Source organism: Kaistella sp. PBT33-4, from assembly GCF_029194425.1.
Lineage (GTDB): Bacteria > Bacteroidota > Bacteroidia > Flavobacteriales > Weeksellaceae > Marnyiella.
On sequence record NZ_JARFYL010000004.1, the window covers coordinates 39659 to 60089 of the forward strand.

16 protein-coding genes are annotated in these 20431 nt (G+C 39.4%); 7 read left to right on the forward strand and 9 right to left on the reverse strand.

The annotated features are described in order from the left end of the window. Window positions 1-115: 115 nt before the first annotated feature. The 4 genes from P0M11_RS09000 (at window position 116) to P0M11_RS09015 (ending at window position 2873) form a co-directional block, all read left to right on the forward strand. A complete protein-coding gene (locus P0M11_RS09000; RefSeq protein ID WP_209816117.1) occupies window positions 116-715 on the forward strand; it encodes a master DNA invertase Mpi family serine-type recombinase in 600 nt (199 codons plus the stop codon). 463 nt (window positions 716-1178) lie between these two features. Continuing rightward, window positions 1179-2126: a toll/interleukin-1 receptor domain-containing protein gene (locus P0M11_RS09005; RefSeq protein WP_275625379.1), complete on the forward strand. Its 948-nt coding sequence runs from the start codon at window positions 1179-1181 to the stop codon at window positions 2124-2126. 148 nt (window positions 2127-2274) lie between these two features. Then, window positions 2275-2418 (forward strand): hypothetical protein, encoded by a 144-nt coding sequence (locus P0M11_RS09010; RefSeq protein ID WP_275625380.1) that lies wholly within the window; start codon window positions 2275-2277, stop codon window positions 2416-2418. 209 nt (window positions 2419-2627) lie between these two features. After that, window positions 2628-2873 (forward strand): hypothetical protein, encoded by a 246-nt coding sequence (locus tag P0M11_RS09015; RefSeq protein WP_275625381.1) that lies wholly within the window; start codon window positions 2628-2630, stop codon window positions 2871-2873. Between the two features lie 77 nt (window positions 2874-2950). Here the strand turns inward: P0M11_RS09015 and P0M11_RS09020 are convergent, their stop codons facing one another. The 7 genes from P0M11_RS09020 to P0M11_RS09050 all read right to left on the reverse strand — a co-directional run bounded on the left by P0M11_RS09020 (window position 2951) and on the right by P0M11_RS09050 (window position 11440). Then, window positions 2951-3703, reverse strand: coding sequence for a hypothetical protein (locus tag P0M11_RS09020; RefSeq protein ID WP_275625382.1), 753 nt, complete (start codon window positions 3701-3703; stop codon window positions 2951-2953). Between the two features lie 499 nt (window positions 3704-4202). After that, entirely contained in the window at window positions 4203-4877 is a 675-nt protein-coding gene (locus P0M11_RS09025) for a hypothetical protein (RefSeq protein ID WP_275625383.1), read from the reverse strand. After that, window positions 4877-7780 (reverse strand): N-6 DNA methylase, encoded by a 2904-nt coding sequence (locus P0M11_RS09030; protein ID WP_275625384.1) that lies wholly within the window; start codon window positions 7778-7780, stop codon window positions 4877-4879. Before P0M11_RS09030 ends, P0M11_RS09025 begins: the two co-directional genes overlap by 1 nt. 75 nt (window positions 7781-7855) lie before the next feature. Next, entirely contained in the window at window positions 7856-8566 is a 711-nt protein-coding gene (locus P0M11_RS09035) for a hypothetical protein (protein WP_275625385.1), read from the reverse strand. Between the two features lie 54 nt (window positions 8567-8620). Next, the gene (gene dgt / locus P0M11_RS09040; RefSeq protein ID WP_275625386.1) at window positions 8621-10033 is read right to left on the reverse strand and encodes a dGTP triphosphohydrolase; all 1413 of its coding nucleotides are present in this window, start codon (window positions 10031-10033) and stop codon (window positions 8621-8623) included. 601 nt (window positions 10034-10634) lie between these two features. Continuing rightward, entirely contained in the window at window positions 10635-11048 is a 414-nt protein-coding gene (locus tag P0M11_RS09045; RefSeq protein ID WP_275625387.1) for a helix-turn-helix transcriptional regulator, read from the reverse strand. 11 nt (window positions 11049-11059) lie between these two features. Beyond that, window positions 11060-11440 (reverse strand): helix-turn-helix transcriptional regulator, encoded by a 381-nt coding sequence (locus tag P0M11_RS09050; RefSeq protein ID WP_275625388.1) that lies wholly within the window; start codon window positions 11438-11440, stop codon window positions 11060-11062. 594 nt (window positions 11441-12034) lie between these two features. Between P0M11_RS09050 and P0M11_RS09055 the strand changes: the two genes are divergently transcribed. Genes P0M11_RS09055 through P0M11_RS09065 form a run of 3 tightly spaced genes read left to right on the forward strand, consistent with a single transcriptional unit; the run spans window position 12035 to window position 18952 of the window. Beyond that, the gene (locus P0M11_RS09055; RefSeq protein WP_275625389.1) at window positions 12035-15034 is read left to right on the forward strand and encodes a SusC/RagA family TonB-linked outer membrane protein; all 3000 of its coding nucleotides are present in this window, start codon (window positions 12035-12037) and stop codon (window positions 15032-15034) included. Window positions 15035-15045: 11 nt separating this feature from the next. Next, window positions 15046-16422: a RagB/SusD family nutrient uptake outer membrane protein gene (locus tag P0M11_RS09060; RefSeq protein WP_275625390.1), complete on the forward strand. Its 1377-nt coding sequence runs from the start codon at window positions 15046-15048 to the stop codon at window positions 16420-16422. A 34-nt stretch (window positions 16423-16456) separates the two neighbouring features. Next, a complete protein-coding gene (locus tag P0M11_RS09065; protein WP_275625391.1) occupies window positions 16457-18952 on the forward strand; it encodes a prolyl oligopeptidase family serine peptidase in 2496 nt (831 codons plus the stop codon). A gap of 196 nt (window positions 18953-19148) precedes the next feature. Here the strand turns inward: P0M11_RS09065 and P0M11_RS09070 are convergent, their stop codons facing one another. Together P0M11_RS09070 and P0M11_RS09075 are read right to left on the reverse strand one after the other, a co-directional pair. Beyond that, entirely contained in the window at window positions 19149-19424 is a 276-nt protein-coding gene (locus P0M11_RS09070) for a DUF6520 family protein (protein ID WP_275625392.1), read from the reverse strand. Between the two features lie 24 nt (window positions 19425-19448). Beyond that, entirely contained in the window at window positions 19449-20414 is a 966-nt protein-coding gene (locus P0M11_RS09075) for a hypothetical protein (protein ID WP_275625393.1), read from the reverse strand. Between the last annotated feature and the right edge of the window lie 17 nt (window positions 20415-20431).

Sequence of the window (20431 nt, forward strand, 5' to 3'; positions counted from 1 at the left end):
TTTACATTCTGTCTAACAAAAACGCTCCTTTTCTGTGATGAAAAAATAGCTATGTTTTATTCTATCTTTTTTTGGTTTATTTTAAACACTAAATAATTTATTAAAATAAACAGCTATGATTTACGGTTACATCCGCGTGAGCACAGACAAACAAACAGTAGAAAACCAACGTTACGAGATCAATCAATTTTGTGATAAAAACGTAGTAGTGGTAGATAAATGGTTGGAGGAAACCATTTCGGGTTCAAAAAAACTCGAGGAGCGCAAACTGGGTAAATTACTGAAGAAAATGAAAAAGGATGATATTCTCATTTGTTCTGAGTTGTCCCGCTTAGGACGCAATATGCTCATGATCATGGGAATTCTCAACGAATGCATGAACCGTGATATCCAGGTCTGGACGATTAAAGACAATTACCGTCTGGGAAGCGATATCAGTTCAAAAGTTCTCGCATTTGCCTTTGGACTATCTGCGGAAATAGAACGTAATCTAATCTCACAACGAACTAAGGAAGCATTGGCAAGGAAGAAAGCAGAAGGGGTGATTCTTGGGCGCCCAAAGGGTCGGAAATCCGCCAGAACAAAACTCACCGGTCAGGAAAAGAAAATCAAAGAATTGCTGGACCGGAAAGTTTCTTATTCGGCTATTGGTAGAATTTTAGGTGTGCACAGATTAACAGTAAGCAGTTTTGTGAATAATCAAAAAGTGGCGTGAAACAAAACCGTCGTATAATGCTTTTTAGATCTTCCTGAAATCGCACGGATACTGCAAAACGTGAAGACTATCTAAAACGAAAGGTTCTGAAATCAATGATAGAAAATGGAGAGCTGGAATACCAGTATCGTGAAATGCCAAATCATCCTAATCAGGCACATATAAAAAAGTAAAATCTATTTTTCAGATTATTATGTATGCAACCGGAAAATTAACAGACAACTCATAAACCCAAGCGTCTGATTATGAGTTTGCATAGCAACAGTGACAAAAAAATGTAGGGACCAATTGAACTTCGGCATGAGAATTATCCAAAACGTTCAGGGTTTTGTATAGGTTTCTATTGATGGGGACCTAACAATTTGTAAAAAATACTAGCTTTTACGGATCGCTGTAATTTTAAGAATAAACAAAAATGTACTTTTGTATAGTAGCATCACACCATAATCTATCAAATCAATTTATGAAAGCTTTTATATCCTATAGTCATAAAGACCAAAATTATTTGGAGCGGTTGAAAATCCACCTCGCTCAGATGAGGAGGGAAGGTCTAATCAGTGAATGGACCGATGAAGAAATTCACGCCGGCAGTAACTTAGATGATGTTATCAGCACAGCGCTATCATCCTCAGAACTATTTTTGGCATTACTAACTCCTGATTATATCGCTTCTAATTATTGCTACAATAAAGAATTTAAAGAAGCTCAAAAAATGCAGGATGAAGGGAAATTAATCATAGTACCAGTTATAATAGAACCCTGCGAGTGGCAACAAACACCGTTTGGGAATTTAAAAGCATTACCTAAAGATGGTAAAGCTGTCAGTGATTGGACGAATCCAAACAATGCTTTTTTGAATGTAATAGATGAATTGCGACGCTTAACCACCTTTTCAAAATCTTCTATCGGTATAGAAAATATATCACCTGCGGCTGTTGAAAAACTGGTAAGAAATTACAAAGTGAAAAAGAACTTTAGTGAAGTTGATAATTACAATTTTAAAGAAAGGAGTTACGAACAGATAAAGAATTATTTTCAATCTTCTATTTCAGAGTTAGACGCTGTGGAAAATCTACAGGCCCGTTTTATTAATGATGGTAAAGGATTTTTTACCGCTTTAATTTCAAATAGAGCTAATAATCTAAATAGTTTTTTGACAATCCAAATTGGAAATGATGGGTTAAGGCATTTTGGTGATTTAAGTTATTCTTTTTCAGAACAGGTTACAACCAATTCTATTCAAATGGACAAGGTCTACAAAATTGAAAACGATGAATATGAACAGTTCTGGACAAAAAACTCACAAGGATTTGGTTTTTCAAATCAAGCCAACACCCGCTTAACGGCGCTTCAGGTTGCAGAAGGGATCTGGGATGATTTTATTTCTCAGGTAGGAGTATCATTAGATTAACTTTAAATGAATCTGAAAATTGTTTTTGAGACGGGCAGTACACTAACGCTCGTCAATACAGAAAGTATGATCATATTGTGTAAGCTCCTCGAAAACAGTCAGGTTCAAAAGTCTACAAATTAATTAACTTTAAATCGTAATTACGACAATGAAAAAGAGCACATTCAGTCTTGCGAAGGTTGCCCACGTTTTAAAGGAGTTAGCTGGAGGCCGCAGCGCCTATGTGCTTGTCAGTGAAAATAAGGCGCTGCTGTTCCTGGGACTTTTCCACATCCGACAACAACAGCAGTAAAAAATCAAGAAAAAATTCTACTTTTGAAGTGTACTGAAAATGGGGAGCTTACACACAACATACTGAATAACAACATATCAAGCGATTAGCTATAATGCCGGAAGACCCCCTCTCGTCAGAGTTTAATTAGCAATATAAAAGTTTACTTTAGTTGAAAATTATTGAATTATAATAAATATCAAAAGATACATTACTCAAAATCATAAATTATGACAAAAAAATCCGCTTCACGTGTGAAGCGGAATATTATGATGTACAGACTTTATTTTTTTAATTTGTTTTTGACTAATCTAAATATAATAGCATATATTACAAATGCAATTAATATAATAGAATACAAATCAAAGTCTAAAGTTTCTTTATCTAATGATTTAAAAAATATAAAAAACATAGATATAACAAACAGAAAAGGAAAAATCGCAGATATGAAATATAAGGATATTTCTTTTAGATGATCACTTTTTTTCTCTTTCCACATGAATAAACATATGGACAGACTCAATATTGCAATTACTATGTTTGCTATCATTTTTTATGCTTCGTTTGCTATTAGTGAACATGCGGCCGCTCCGATTACAGCGAAGGGTCCAGTTGAAGCCCAAATTAAACCACCAACAGCGTCCGCTATAATGACAGCTCTAGACTTTGGGTCGCCCTTAGCAACTACACTTGAATTAGAATGTGGTGAGGTTTCCCAGTATGTGTTTGAAGAAATGTAAATAGATTTAACAGTTTCAATTTGTTGCCTGTCATAAATTGATAAATTGTTATTAGCTAGATAATTATCAATCTCATTAAGTGTAACTTCAAAGTCTTCATCAATTAAAACTTTTGTCACTAAAAAATCATAATTATTTGAAGAAATCTCATTTTTTGATTTTATATAATCTAACATATCATGAGTTTCAGCAAAATATCCATCTTTGATGTTAGCATCCATGTTGGCGTTTTGATAAACTTTAAAATTGTCGTATTCCTCTATCAATTTTTGGGAGTCTACATCTGAGAAGAAAGAATTATCATACTCTTTCATGTATTCGCTCATCTTAATCAAAGCATCTGCATAAGAAATTTTGCCATCATCACTGTTGTTCTCATAATATAGTTCCAAAGCTTTATTATGAAGCGCACCCATTCCGTGATCTCCATCATTAAGCGAATTGAAATTTACTTTTTGTACATTCTCTGTTACATCATGACTACCGATATCATCACTCGAAGTACTACAAGAGTTGGACATTAACATTACCAAAGCCATAAATGGCAAATAGAAAATTTTTTTCATAGTTTTAGATTAAAATTATGGTTGCGAATTTAGTAAATTATTCTCATTTCCACAAACAATATTCACCATATAATCACTTTTGTAGATTAAACCTACACCCTGCTGTTGTAAGTTCCCCATTTTCAGCACACGTCAAAAGTTGAACTATGAAATACCCTCACTTCATTAGACTGTTGTGTTTGTTGTAGGCTCCCCCGAAAACAGTACGGTTTAAAAGTATAAAATTAATTAACTTTAAATCGTAATTAAGACAATGAAAAAGAGCACATTCAATCCTGCATAGCTCACTGGGAAATTTAACGCCAAACAAGTTCATTGAAAACAGTCAAAACATGCAAATTTCTCTACTTTAGATTGCTCCATATATCGGGGGGTGGTCATTCAGACTAAATAAAAAAACTAGGTTTAGATGTAAGAAATTTCCTTGCACGATACACGTGTGATAAATTTTTAAAAGCAACATGGTCAAATGTCTCGGCGAAAGAAGGTTTCGAACTATTTAACTTATTGCTATCCACAAGTGGGTAAGATCTACTTGATCGTGTTCTCTGTGGGCTGTCGATTGCAAAATGCAATAATCAATATTATTATAGTTTTCCGACAGCACTTCATCTGCTTTCCATAACGTGTTTGGAAGTTTTGATAAATCATCAATCCAGCTGTTTATCGTGGTGTTCCAATGCTTGAAGTCTTTGTCTTCTACAAAACCAAGTAGACCACATTCAGACAAACCTTTACCATGCTTTTCAGATTTATATCTTTCGATACCTCCGTTATTATTGTCACCAAGAACATATTCTTTTTCTCGTTTTTTCTCGGGAGAAGGCAGCCGTTTACTTTCCACAGAGTATATTGAGGAGAGTTCTACATTCTGTTCATTTGGATAAAAGAAAAAATCTGAAAAGCCTTTACTTTGATTATAAACATCTTGATATTGTCCCTCAATATTAAATGGATAATCTTTCTTTCTGATATGTATTTGTGCTTGCTTTGTATAGAGTTGGGTCAAATCATTTTCACTTAACTTCTTTTTCTTATGAAATTCAGATTTGAAATAAGATTTAAAATGTACAACAGTTTCCACCATACATTCTTTTGCCAGAAGAATCATCCTATTTTGAGGAAGTTCAATATTAGGTTGAGAAAGATTCAATAGGTTATCCTCGGCTATCATTAAAATCCTGCATTTGAGAAGTCAGAGAAACATTTATCAGCATCACGATATGCTGTAAGAGAAAGCCAATATCGATATTGATTAGGCTTAATAAAAACGATTGTATCCTTTTGTGGGTATAGTTTAATTATTCTTTTTATAGACAACTGCTCAGAAATTAAATTGTCTGTTAGATTTTCAATATTCAGTTTTGATAGGTCTCGATGAAAGGATGGCTTAGAATTTTCTGTATCAAACTTAAATAAGGTTGCTATCAATGAGTTGTCTAATTCCACTACATCACTCAACCTAAATCCTCGCCCATCATTTTCTCCATAAACGGTGTTTAATGCTCTTGAAAATTCATTGCCATAGTTACCGATAATTGACTTTATATTTTTTTCCCCTTTGATTAGAGAAACAGCTTTAGATCCTTCGCCATTTATGAAGAAACTTTGCTGAAAATCAATACAGTCATTTATTATATTCAAATCAAAATCAGAAAAGAAAGAGTTGTCTTGAATAAAAGGAGTATTCTTTAAATCCTTTAAAAGAAACGTATTATTTCGATTGATTAATGTTTCTGCACTTGTGGCAAGGAAATAAAATTTATAGAACCTGTAATAACTCTCAAATGAATTGTAGATACTATTTAAAAACGATTTATCATTATCTAGTGATTTGATAGAAACTATCCTTCTTTTAAAAGAGAATGAAGTTTCATTTAAAAATATAGGAAATCGGTTTTCTCCAATATTTTCCCATATTATTAAATTGGGAGCTAAGAAAGCTTCCTCTTTAGGTATTTTCGAGAATTTAGTTTCCTTTGTTATGGAAGACAATAAATCATAAGAAATACCATTTTCACTAATACCTTTTGTTGTTAAAAACGGTATATCATATATATAATCTGGAGATAAGTTTTGTTTACTTCCTATTTCAAATCCCTCTTCGAGAAGACTATTATTATCGTCTAAGGTATCTTTGAGTTTAGGTAGTGTCTGTACCTTCTCTACAAGATTCCTAATTCTTCCTCCCCCAAGTAAGTTATTTTTCCAAACAAACTCATTATTGATAGCTGTTTGTCTGTTTACGAAATGAAAATCATAATCATCAATCTCAAAAAAGATACGTTCTTTAGTTGCAATTGTTCGTCTGAAAGTTAAATGTAAAAGGTTGTTATTGAAATCAGGCTTTTCATTTCTGACAAAAATAGCTGCTGATGCTACGTCTGCACCATTGTCCCAAAGTGATTTGTTTCTTGCTAATGCAGTAAAATCAAATATTTGTACTACATTATAGTTGGAGAACAATGCCTTTTTATAATCGTTAGATGTGCTGTTATAAAGTAATCCTGACGATTTAATAATAAGGCAAGACAAACCTTTTATTTTCAAATACGAAAAAGCTTCTGATAAAAATTTTAAAGCAATCTGTCCTTGTGGAATAGTAACCCTTTTATTTTCCAACACCCATTTATTAGAATAGTTGGAAATGGCACCTCTCACAAAAGGCGGATTACCAATTACTAAATCAAATTTTTTGCCTTTTATAGAATCACATTGGAAAAAGTCTGACCAAATAAGGTTATCTTCTGTTAGATCGTCAAAACGTAATTCATTGATGATCTTTATGGGGTTTAGCTCGTTACAAAGAGCTAAACTTAAACTAAAAGAAGCCAATTTTATTGCTTGTTCCTCTTTGTCAACTCCGTAGATATTTTTCAATAAAGGTTTTAAATCCTTAATGTCAGGAAACTTCATTTCATTTTGAAGCCTCCAGATCTGAACCAATCGCTTAAAAGTAACTACCAGAAAAATTCCTGAACCACAAGCTGGGTCTAATATTTTAAAGTCTTTAAGATTTACGCCTTCATACTTCTTCAAGGGAATACATTCATCAACTAATAATTTAGCGAGATGAGAAGGTGTATAGAATAATCCTTTCTCCTGTTTATCTTCTCCTAAAAACTCCTCGTACAAGCGACTGATTAACTCCACCGGGATATATTTAAACTCAAAATACCTTAAATCAAACTCAAATTCAGCTTGTTGTGAGCTGATGTCTGTTTTGTCAGTTGATAAAAAGTCTGCAAGAATGTTTAAATCTAAAGATTGTAATTGTTTTTGCTCTTCCTCAGTCCAGGTAAATACATTTCCGTTGAAATCTTGATTCAAATCAATTAACAGGGCTACAAATTTTCCTTTACGTAATACTTCATTAAAGGTACTAGCTTTCTCATAGTTCTTGAAATACTTTTCAGATAACAGTTTATTACCATTGGTATCAATACGTTCTTCTAAGTATTTAATAAGTATTGCCTGCACAATAATCTTATTGATTAAAGATGCAGAATCGGAATGAGTCTTTTTTAATTTTTCGCTTACATTTCGGATATTTTTTATCAGCGTATCATACGCTGAGTTTTGAAATTTGAATTTCTTTTTTAACTCTTCCTGTTCCCAAAAAAGACCTGTTTTAATTTTGATGGCAAATTGTTCATTGTACAAATCGTGGGCTTTACCCACCAGATTCAAATCAGATACTAAGTATTCCGGATGAAACTTTTTTGTAACGTGTTTTGTACAGTCAACAATTTTTATTTCGGTATTGAAAAAGAAACAAGCTAACGGCACTTCACCACTGCTCCAAAGATTGGTTTGGATACTTGCAATTGAGTTATCCTCTTCGTTTAGATTCTTTTCTGTAAAATCGAAGAGATAAACCTGTGGTTTGTAGTTACCGTTTAACTGTAATCGAAAATATACGGCAGATGCTCCTAAATCCTTTGCTGTTTCCAAATGGAATTTCAGAAGAGGCTCTGGTACATCTTGCTCGTCAACTAAAAACAGCAAATCATCTCCACTAAAGCCTAATTTTTTTAGACCTATTTCAAAATTACTATTTGTTCGAAGGAGTACCAAAATTTATTTTTTAATTATTATGAGTTGATGATCTGCTTAAATAATTTAAATTATGAAAATATAACATTTTATTCCTTATAGATCAAATTTTAACTGCTTTGAATTTTGCCCTTCTAATAACCTAAAAAATAAGTTAAGAATATCATTTTCATTTATTATTGAGTATTTCGGATATTGTTCGCAAACAAATAAAATTCTTTCAATTGGATTACTAAACTCGTCCGCTATCAACCCAATTTTTGCAAGTAAATAGCTACTGGTATTTATAGTATATTTTAAATTGTAAATCTTATTTAAGTATATTGCCCTTAAAACATTAGCTTCTATTGAAGGATTGAGATTTTTGTATACCGAGTTTTCTTGTAAAATATTTAATTCCTTTTTATTTAAACTTTCACTGAAATAGCGAATATTATAATTAAATGTGTGCAAATTAATTGCAAGAGCATCAAAATTGTAAAAACATCCTTTTGCTATACTATTTAGGACGTCATTTTCATTCAATTTCACAAGATTATTTTTAAACGCCCAATTATTATCAATTGTCCATATATCGATTTCAATCTGGGTTAATAATATTTTAATGCCGCCATATCTATTTAATTTAAAATTTACTTTTGAATTAATTACAAGTGAAAAAAGTTGATCTTGAGTTATATCTGTAATTATATCTACATCTCTGCTAGATTTATTTAGTAAAAAATCTCTAAAATAACCACCAACAACATATGCAGAACCAATCATAAATAATTCGTAGAAAAATTTCATAAAGTTTTCTATCTTCATTCGTTCAGTAAAATGAAGATAGAAGCCGATTTTTATGTCTTTTACATTTTTCAATTACAACTTAATTCCTTTTAACTCCTGATAAAGTGTAATAGCATAAGTATCCGTCATACCTGAAACGAAATCAGTAATCATTTGCAATTTTTTATATTCCAAATTTTCATATTTTTCAACTTTTTCATAAACAAATCGATGACTGGATGAAATTAATTTATAAATTCTTGATTCATATGTGTTTCCATCTTTTTTAAAATTTGCGCTTTGTGATGCTTTCACTAAAATTTTTAACAGACCGTAGATGGCTTCCCACCCAGCAATCTCTTTTTTTACTATATTTTTATCATCAAATACAATATATTGTAAGTGCTTATAAGCCGCTCTAATATCCGCAGCATCTGACACATCAATAATCTCAGCTTCTAGATTACCACTCATAATCAATTCATACTTTGTCTGAAACGTTTCAATTATATTAGAAATCATTAATCTCTGAGTAAATATTCTAAATTTTTGAATAACAATTGTTTCATCAAAGTCGCCGTTCTCATGTTTTTGAATTAGTTCATCTAATTCAGCAATTACAATTTTTTTGTTTTTTGATAGATTCTCATTAAATATTTTTCTTACGTCGTATATATCAATAATCTTTAATTTTACTCCGTCTTCTATATCAGCAGCACTATAGGCAATATCATCAGCAGATTCCATTAAATAAACTATAGGACTTCGCTTATTTTTTAACTTTAGGTGCTTATTTAACGTTTTGAAAATTTTCTTTTCGGTTACAAAATAACCAAACTTTTTTTTTCTAATATGTTTATTTTTTCCTAGATTTCCTTTCAGAGAATTTGATGGGTATTTTATACAAGAAGCAAGTGTTGAGTATGTTAGGTTGTAACCATATTCGTCCCCAAAATAGTATAATTTCGATAAAATTCTCAAAGTTTGTACATTCCCGTCAAAATTTTCAAAATCTGCTTTTTCTGCAATATTTAAGATTGGAGCATCTAATTTATTTTCATTTTGTACAAGTTTTTCATAATCAATATAATTTTGTGATTTAAAATATTCTTTAAAGAATTTCTTTACAGCTTCTTCTCCAAAATGTCCAAAAGGGGGATTCCCTAAATCATGAACCAAGCCAGAAACTCGTAAAAGAGAACTTAAGTATCCTTTGTATTCAGGCTTGATTTCATTCTTTTTTATTAATATATTTTCAATACTTTGCCCTATGGAACTTGCTATATAGGAAACTTCCAGCGAGTGTGTTAGCCTAGTTCTAATGTAGTCACTTTGTTCTAGTGGGAAAACTTGAGTTTTATCTTGCAAACGTCTTATTGGAGCACTAGAAATGAGCCTGCCATAATCATTTTCAAATGGATTTCGACCATCAGTTGAAATGGCGGGAGTTTTTTCCCTGAACCTAATATCTTGCAATAATAACTGCCACTTTTTCGAGTAATTCATTTGTGTTAATTTAATCAACAAAGGTAGCGCATTTGTCGTATATTCGGAGTAAGTGATGAAATGATTGCCTATAGCGCTTTGCTTATTGACGAAAGTGGAGATTTTAGTAAAAAGTTTTAATCGACGAACAAAATTTTAATATTGCACAAATGACCAACCGAAGCCTTTCAGCGCTAGAGCGGCAATAGCTTGTGCCTGTTGCGCAACTCTCATCAAATCTAATGATAGAGACATCGTCAAAAAAGCTACACGTGCTATATTTACGTGAAAAATGTTAGATCAACATCTTAGGGGACGTTCATTTTAACCAGGATATTGTGGGGTGAAAATCTTCTAAAGTAAATAAACGAGACGGTAACTTTTTTGGAACAGTCGTTATATTGATATTATCAAGAAATTGGTAAAGATAAACCATCGGATGACTTACCAAGTTTTGATTTCTATTCAATCCGCAACTAGGTTGTTTGTGACCTATTTGCGGTGATTTTCGTAGTGTCGAAATTTATCAGGAGGTATGCTTTGTTGCAATTGAATACTAACTATTCTTACATAATTAATGCTGGCAAGAAATCATAAGTCCATATTCAACCGAGCCAGTACCTTAATCATTCCTAGCCATATTGGTCTTAACAATTTCCAGTAAATCTTTCCTTGCTGCCTCTAATTGTCTTTCAAACAATTCAATTGTTTCCTTTAAAGGATTGTGCAAGTTTTCTACATTAGCAACTATATTTGAGGCAGAAACACCACAGTTTTCATGGAAGTTATTTGTGTTATACAATACTTTCTCTTCTGTAAAATCACGTAATCCTTCAAAGGTAACTCCAAGCGCAACTGCCACTTCATTTAGTTTCTCGTCCCCAATATTTTCAGCTTGCTCAAGTTTTGAAATAGCTTGTTTTGAAACACCAAGCTTTCCCGCTAAGTCAGATTGGGTCCAGCCTCTTAATTTCCTTACGCGTTCTATTTTCCGGCCTCTGTTTAGCCCCGCTTTATTTGTGAAAATTTCAGACATATCAGACATGTTTAATTATTATTTTTTGTTTTAAGTATTTCGATCTTTTCTTTTTCACTAGCTAATAACCTTTCATACAGTTCGACAACTTTTTCGATCGGACTAAATATTTGATGGATGCCATATGCTTGTTCATTTATAGTAGTGTTATCGACCTTATTTTCAATACTGTAAAATGCTTGATTCTCGTTGAATTCCTTTATGACCTCCGGTGTAACCTTAAGTATTTTAGCGATCTGAAAAATAATATCGTCGTCAATTAAATCAGAATTTTCTATCAACGAATATTCTGCTTGGCTTATTCCAAGCTCTATCGCTACTGCTTCTTGCTTAAAACCCTTTAAATTTCTAAGAAATTTAATATTAGGGCCTATTCTAACTGCTTTTTCCATAAACTGAGAGTATTTGTTGTACCAAATATAATAATAAAAGTCAACCTGATACAAATAAAAATCAACCTTATTTTTTATTTGCCACGAATATTAATTCATTCCTTTGTGTTATTATTATGCAATACTTAGGAGAAGGTTTTAAACAGACCTCTAAACTGATATTTTAAGTAACGGAATATTTTATCGCATCATCTGTAAAATTTGAAAGCGCAGAAGAATATTAGTTATAGACTCGCCAATCTCCACATAAAAATTGACTTTGATACGCACGGTACAATGGTGTGCACAACCATTGCGGCCTTTAGGGCTTATTTTCAGAAACATTCATATCAGTTGTTTTAGTAGCAGGCCGGGAAATCCCGCCTCGTAACGGGTTTCCCCCTGTACTGAAACCAATCCGGATTTACCTTCAGGACTTTGCCTCCGCAAAACGTCCCCGGTACCTCCCATGTCTAACCCTAAAATAAGATTTCAGATTCAAGATTCAAGACTCAAGACTCACATCTAAACACATAAGACCAAAGTCCTCGGGCAACACATCAGATTAAAAGTCTGATATCTGACATCTGATATCTGATATCTAGAACCACACCCATGAAAAAAAATCTCCCACCACTTTACGGCGCCGCCGCTTTCCTCATGCTCAGCGCCTTCTGCTCCCATACCCGGGCGCAAACACTGATGGTCTCCGGCACCGTCACCCACAATGGTCAGCCCCTCTCTGGCGTCACCGTCTCTCAGGAAGGCAGCACCCAGGCCACCGTAACCAACACTTCCGGCCGTTATCAGCTCACCGTCTCCGGTGCGGATCCCGGTCTCATCTTCCGTCATCCCAACCACCCGCTCTGGCGCGAAGAAGTCGCCGGCCGCACAGCCATAGATGTAGAACTCGGCGCTAAAGTGCAGCAGATCCAGGAAGTCACCCTCAACGCCGGTTACTACACCGTCAAGGACAAAGAACGCACCGGCAGCATTGCCAAAGTCACCGCCAAAGACATCGAAAACCAGCCCGTCACCAACGTCCTCTCAGCCATACAGGGCAGGGTAGCGGGAGTAAACATCGTACAGAACGGCGGGGTGCCCGGCGGTGGATACCAGATAGAAATCCGCGGACGCAACAGTCTGCGCACTGCCGCAAACAGCACCGTAGACGGTAACCAGCCACTCTATGTGGTAGACGGTATGGTAATGGGCGGCGAAATCAGTACCCGCTATGCCGGTACCGTACTGCCGCTGGGAAGTATAAGTCCGCTCAACAGCATAAACCCTAACGATATTGAGAGCGTGGAAATACTCAAAGATGCCGATGCCACCGCTATCTACGGTTCCAGGGGTGCCAACGGCGTAATCCTTATTACAACCAAAAAAGGGAAGGCGGGAAGTTTAAATCTTTCCTTTACCGCGAACTATGGCATGAGCAGGATCATCAACAACCTGGAGCTTATGAATACGGAGCAGTACCTTAATGTCCGGCGCCAGGCCTTTGCCAACAGCGGTGTTGTAAATTATCCCGCAACTGCGTATGATGTGAACGGAACATGGGACCCGCAGCGCAACACCAACTGGCCAAACGAGCTTATAGGTAATACAGCCACCTTTAATGAGGTCCGGGCTTCCCTGAGTGGCGGCAGCGAGCAGACGAAGTTTGTCGTAAGTGCAGGGCACCGGGAGCAGGGCACCCCGTTTGGTCAGGGCTTTCGCTACGTAAGCCAGACACTGTCCAATAATATGTCCCACCGGTCTAAGGACCGCCGTTTGGAATTGGGGGTTTCCAACAGCTTTTCCCTGCTGAAAAACAATGTGGTGAATACTGATGTTACCCAACAGGCCTTTCTGCTTGCCCCCAACGCACCGGAACTTTATACAGCAGACGGCGCACTGAATTGGGCGGGCGGTACATTCAGCAATCCTGCGGGTGCCTATAAAAGCGCCTACACCAACGACACAGGGCAGTTGATAACCAACCTTACCTCTGCGTACCGTATCCTGGAGAATATCAGGATAAAAGTGAATGGAGGTATTAACTACCGCACCTTCGAGGAGTGGTCTTTGCAGCCCAACACCATGTATAACCCCACAAGTGCCCTGGGGCTTTCCAGTGCCACCTCGCGATCAGGTAAAAACAACCAGGAACATTTTTCCTTTATGCTGGAACCGCAACTGTCCTGGGATTTCAGATTGGGGAACCATGAGGTGAGCACCCTGGTGGGTTCTGCGCTGCAACAGGACAAAAGCAGCAGCAGCTATTTGAGCGGCACGGGTTATGAAAGCAATGCCTTCATAAGCAATATAGCCGCTGCAAAAACCAAAACATTAGGCGACCAGCTTACTTCGGAATACCGGTACGCGGCAGTATACGGTAGACTAAACTGGCAGTATGCCGGCAAATATATCCTGAACCTTACCGGAAGGAGGGACGGCAGCAGCCGCTTCGGACCCAATAACCGTTATGCAAACTTCGGCGCGGCAGGAGCAGCCTGGATTTTTACCAAAGAAAACAGAGTGGGTGATCTTACCTGGCTTTCCTTCGGTAAATTGCGCGGCAGCTATGGTTTGGCGGGCAGCGACAATATTGGCGATTATCAGTATAATGATACCTACACCGTGTCGCCGCTGATCTACAATGGCGTGACCGGCCTTGTTCCCTCGCGTCTTTTTAATCCGGATTACAGTTGGGAAAAGACCCGCAAGCTGGAGGCCGCCGTTGAACTGGGCTTTTTCCGCAATAGACTTAATCTCACTGCATCGTGGTACCGCAACAGGTCCTCCAGCCAGTTGGTGGGCTACCAGCTGCCGGCCGTAACCGGCTTCACATCGGTGCTGGCTAACCTGGATGCAGAAGTGGAAAATAAAGGAACGGAACTCGAAATCCACGCCAGACCCCTGGGCAACCGCCCACTCCTGTGGGAAACGTCTTTTAACGTCAGTTTTCCCAAGAATAAACTGCTGTCCTTTCCCGGGCTGGAGGGTTCCACGTACTCCAATGCCTACGTAATTGGGATGCCTGTAAACATTATAAAACTCTACCACCTGCAGGGCATAGACCCCGCCACCGGCAAATACCTGTTCACAGATTATAACGGTGACGGTAAGATCTCTGCGCCGGATGACAACAAAGTTGTGGAACAGTTGGGAGTCCGGTATTTTGGTGGCTGGAGCAACCGCATCGGTTACCGCAATCTACACTTCTCCTTTCTGGTTCAGTTTGTAAAACAGCGGAGCCGCAATTACAACAGTGCTATTCCCTCGCCGGGTTCCATGAGTAACCTGCCGGTGGAGGCGCTTAATGTTTGGTCTGCGGAGAATCCGGATGGACTTTACATGCCCTACCAGTCGGCATTCAATCCATTGCATACTTACTTCCAGAGCAGCAGTGCCACGGTGTCTGATGGCTCTTTTATCCGGCTGAAAAATGTACAGCTGGATTATACCCTGCCGGTCAACAGCAGCCTTTTCAGCAGTGCCCGGGTCTATGTGCAGGGACAGAACCTGATCACTCATACAAGGTACTTTGGCTATGATCCGGAGAACCCCATGGTCAGTTTCCTGCCGCCATTGAAAACGTGGTCGTTCGGAACGCAGATTAACTTTTAAAACCTAAAAAAATGAAAACAAAAACATATAAAAACTTTATCCTCTCTGTCATTTTTATACCGCTGTTCTTATCCTCCTGTGAAAAAATGGTGGAGGTGGATTTACCGGCAAACCAGATTGCTTCACAACAGGTATACGCCGATGTGCAAACCGCAGATGCAGCCTTAGCCGGAATATATGCAGGACTTTACAGCAATTCCCTGCTTTCCGGCGACAGGATGGGGCTCCTGCTCAGCCTGTATACCGATGACCTGGATTTCTTCGCACCAACCGCCACTAATGGAATGATGGAGCTGTATTCCAACCAGCTCATACCAACCAATGCGGTGGTATACACCCAGTGGTCAGGAGCCTACCAACTTATCTATAGCTGTAATGCAATTATAGAGGGAATTGAGCGGTCCGCATCCGTTTCGGCTGCCGATAAGGCCAGAATTAAAGCCGAGGCGCAACTGATTCGCTCCATCCTGCTCTATTACCTGCAGCAGCTGTTTGGCGATATACCCTATCCGGTAACTACAGATTATAAGGTAAACCAGTCTTTACCTAAGCTTGCGCGGGCGGAGGTACTGCAGAAGCTGGAAACCCACCTGTCTGAAAGCACAACCGTCCTACCGGATGCCTACCGTAATCCGGAGCGCATTTTTCTGAACAGAAAGGGGGCTCAGCTGATGCTGGCCAAAGTGTTTCTGGAGCAAAAGCGCTGGAGTGAAGCAGAAGTCCTGCTGAAGGGCATTATAAATGCCGGCAGCTACTCGGTGCAGAATGACCTGAGTAAGACCTTCAAAAAAAGCGGCACCCACATCCTGTGGCAGCTTAAACCCGCCAACAGCGGTGATGCAACCAAAGAGGTGGTCGCATACTATTTTGATTTTATTCCTCCCTACAACTATGCGCTTTCCCCGGACCTTATGGCTGCTTTTTCAGCCGGCGATCTCCGCAAGGCCGCCTGGACCAAGCCCGTTACGGTAGGTTCCAATACGTGGTACCGCGCTTATAAATACAAAAACCTCACTGGTAATACCGATGAATATTCCATTGTGTTCCGTATTGAAGAAGTCTATCTGTTACTTGCAGAAACTCTTGCCCGGCAGGACAGAACTGCAGAGGCACTCTTATATCTTAATCCCATTCGCACACGGGCAGGTCTGGCTCCCGTAACGGGTCCCATGACAGAGGCAGCGCTGCTGGACGAAATTGTGCGGGAAAGCAGGGTGGAGTTCTTTACTGAAATGGGACACCGGTTTTTTGATCTGAAACGCGCGGATCGTCTTAATGTACTTGTTACGAAGAAACCCAACTGGAAACCGCACTTCACCCTCTGGCCTGTACCCGAAAAGGAACTTCTCCTGAATCCTAATCTAAAACCTCAGAACAGTGGTTATTAAAATCTCTTTCGCATCCGTGGTCAAAAAGATAGTGATGCTCATTCTGTTAATGCTCTTCAGGGCTGTCAGTGCTCAGAACACAGCAGATAGCCTGGAGCACTGGATGGCCGGGTTTGGAAATTATGCGAACCTGCAGTCCTCAGCAACACAGCGCTGGATCACGGCAAACAGGATTTATCCGGAAAACAGTGATACGGTACTGGTGTTTGATACAGAGCGGCCTGGGGTTCCCGTTCTGAATCTTGTAAAAATGAACCGCAAACAGGCTTTTTTAGGAGATGAGGCACTTGTCGTTCAGGGATCAGACACTGCGGAATATATCGGTCTGCCGCATCTGAATAGGATCTCCTACGCTAAAGTAAAAAAAATGGATGTGCTGACCTCCCTGAAGCAGTACCTGGTCCTGGACGAAACTGGCATGCTGTGCCTGTATAACAGTAGCGCTCGGCTCATCGTTTCTGTGACAGGAGTCACAGACTATATAACAGACGGAAAAGACATCCTGCTTGCGGTGCTGTATGAAAACGGGGCGCGAAAAATAGTGCAGCTTAAGGGCCCCCGCGTACGCGAACTCTATACCACGTCCCATTCTTTGAGCGCGGTGCCCGGATTCCGTCTGGGCAGGTATGTGGCGGTTACAGAAAAAGAAATGCATTCCGGGAAGATCCGGAGTGTACTTATAGACCTGAAAACCGGCCGGGTACAGCTTCCTCTGAATTCCCTTTTTTCGGATGCAGATTTTATAAGGATTACGCAGATACAGGGCAGTGATACTTTTCTGATCGATTATGAGAAGCGGGTAAAAAGACGTGAAGATCCCCTGGTAGACCTTTGGTATACTAATGACGCCCATTTGTCTGCCAGGAAAAAAGGGCGGGATTTTAATAAGTACTGGCTGTGGAAAGCAGATTCCGGACCGGCTGTAAAACTGTCCGATGCGGTCTTTGATGCATGGGTGCCGGTGAGTGAACGCTTCCTGCTCGCTTTCAGCCGCGCAGAAACCTTTGATTACCGCTATTCATTTCCGCTCTATCCCATGTATTTGGTGGACAGATATAAAGGGACCGAAGTCAAAATTTCTCAAGGTTCACGTGAGGCAGTCATATCCGGAAGCGGAAGGTATATAGCAATGCGGGATGGTACTTCCCTTCACTGGGAACTTATTGATGTATTTACCGGGCAGAAATCAGAACTTCAGGGTGAACAGCTGCGGCTGCCTTTTTTTACCTCAGACGGCAGGTTACTGGTCTTTGAAAGTGACAGTGGTTTGTGGGTGTACGACCTTGCCCGCAGACGATTTATGCCACCGGTTCTGGAGGGTTATCAGACGAAAATTGACAATCGGAATGCGGGGAAGATATACGAGAAAGACGGCACTTCTTTCACCGCTGGTACGGAAGATATTACCCGCGGTGCGTTTATACGGACGTCCAGAAACGGCCGGTCAGGATACTTTCAGTGGTTGGGCGGCAAAACAGGTGCAGTTATCCCTGAAACCGAATACTCCCGACAGCAGTTGCGTTACACCCCGCAAAGCGGCAGGGTCATAACAGTTGAGGAATTCTACAATCATCGCGCCCAACTTTATGTATATAACCGGCATAGGAGTACCAGGACAGCCCTCAATTCCGGTGCTGCGAAGCGTACTGAACCTGGAATCATGCGCAAAATACTTACTTTTAGGAATTCCCTGGGTACCGAGATGAAAGGCATTCTTTATTACCCTCAGGACTTTAATCCGGCGAGAAAGTACCCAATGGTAGTGCGTATTTACCAGGAGCAGGGAGGGTCGGCGAATAAATATCCCTATCCGCAATACAGTGGTGATGGATTCAACATCAGACTCCTCATTGAAAAAGGATATTTTGTGTACCTGCCGGACACTGTAGTAGATGCAAGGGGCCCTGGCATTGCCGCTCTGGATTGTGTACACAGCGCGATGGAGGGCTTGCAGGACCACCCCAATATTGATTTGGATAGGGTAGGACTCACCGGGCATTCCTTCGGGGGATATGAGACTAATTTTATTGCAGGACACTCCAAAAGATTTCGTACGTATGTTTCCGGCGCAGGCATGAGTGACCTGACCGGACGTTATTTTGAGTATAATGCAGGGTACGGAATCAATGAATATGCACGTATTGAAAATGGCCAGTTTGCAATGAAGGTGCCCTTTGCGGAGGCTAAAGAAAAGTACTTTGCCAACAACCCTGTTTTTTTTACCGATGCCGTGGTAGCTCCTGTATTATTGTGGGCGGGGATGAAGGACGGTAATGTTCGCTATGAACAAACCCTCGCCTTTTATACGGCACTGGTTCGCAACCGCAAAGATGCTGTTGCTCTTTTTTATCCGCAGGGAGATCATGTTTTGGGTACGGGAAGTAGGGAAGAAAAGGATCTGAGCATTCGTACGCTGCAGTGGTGGGATTATTTTTTAAAAGACCGGACCAAAATCCCCTGGATCGAAAAGCAGATGAAGAATGATCGTCCTTCTGCAGATGGATCTCAGCCTTCACATGTAGGCAACTAGGGCAAGTACAGGAAAAAGTCCGACACGTAATCCCGGTTATGAAGGTGGTTTTGTATCTTCTTACCTTATTGCTGAAAAATAATCACCGGTCTCCCTTTTTGCCGAAGTCATAACTCGGGGCAAAAACCGGTGATTTTTTTGCTTTCTTTTGACCTACAAAAAAAAGGATGCTTTTTACAGCATCCCTTTCGCAGGATTAAAGTTGCGGAACTTTATACAGGAAGTCCCCGCACATCGTCGGAGTGTCAAACCTGTGCAGCTTCACGCTCGGATCTACGGACCAGGTGCAGATTGGACCTTCCAGATCACTGCACGTTTGTTGCGCGTCCACGCAGATCGTCTGATTTGGACCTACTTCAACAACCCGATACGCCGTAACAGGCGCCTTAATGTCATTGCTTTTTGCACTTGTTGCAAACGCTGCTCCTGTCCCCAGTGATACCAGGATTACAGGAATGATTAACTTTTTCATAATAATAAAATTATAGATTGATGCCTACTCTTTAAACGGGTTTTCGGCTTCTCCCGGCTCGAAGTACTTCGATATTTGTCCTGTCACCTTATACCGTACTAGCTGCTTACCGTATAAGGCATAAAAGCTCTTTTCTGTTATATGAAAACTGTTCAGTTTTTCTCCCTTCTTTCTGTACAGATAAAAGCTGCCCACGTAGAATTGACTGTTGGTTTTATACACGTCTATGACGTCTGCATTTCGCCATGCATTTCTGGACTCATGACGGCCTCTCAGCAAAGACTGATTGAAAAGCAATCCTCTGTGTAGCACGGAACTGTTGTTAACTTTCACGGGGGGGGCCTGCATTTGGTGCCTCCCGTCTGAAAGTTGGGTAATTTTTATCTGTGCGGTATGGGTCGTGTCAATCGTGTTGAACTGCCGTATCTTTTCCAGTTCAGGTGAGGTCACGATGAACTCATTTCGGTACGCATAAATGTACGCCAGCAGTCGTCCCGGGTCAGATATCAGATTGCCGTCCATGTCAAATACACCGTCTATCTGTTTTTTAAGTATATTTGGATACAATTGTACATCGCGCTCCCCTAAAGATAGTTTTGCAAGAAGTAGATTTTTGGTTTCCGCACTCTGCGTCCGCAATGCAAATGTAGCTGAGTCAATAACCGCCAGCTGGTGAAAATAGGCATCCTGAAATGAGACCGTTAAGGGCCGCTTACTTCCTATTTTTCCCCGTAAAATCACTGGAACGGTCCCGTCATAAACATAGTAGAAAGGAAATACAGCTTTTACAGAAATGTTTCGGAATGGGTAGCTGGGACGGTCGGGCTGAAGGTAAACAGTTTCTTTTCGGGTAAGCGCAGTGTCCACGGTTGTGAAGGAGAGTGGATATTTTCTGTTGCCAAGATACAGTTCTGAACCGTGAGAACCTGCAAAATAATACTGGTCATTGTCCAGCGGAAAAGTTTCCTTCTCTATAACAGGATGAATCAAAAACCGTCTCGTAAAGT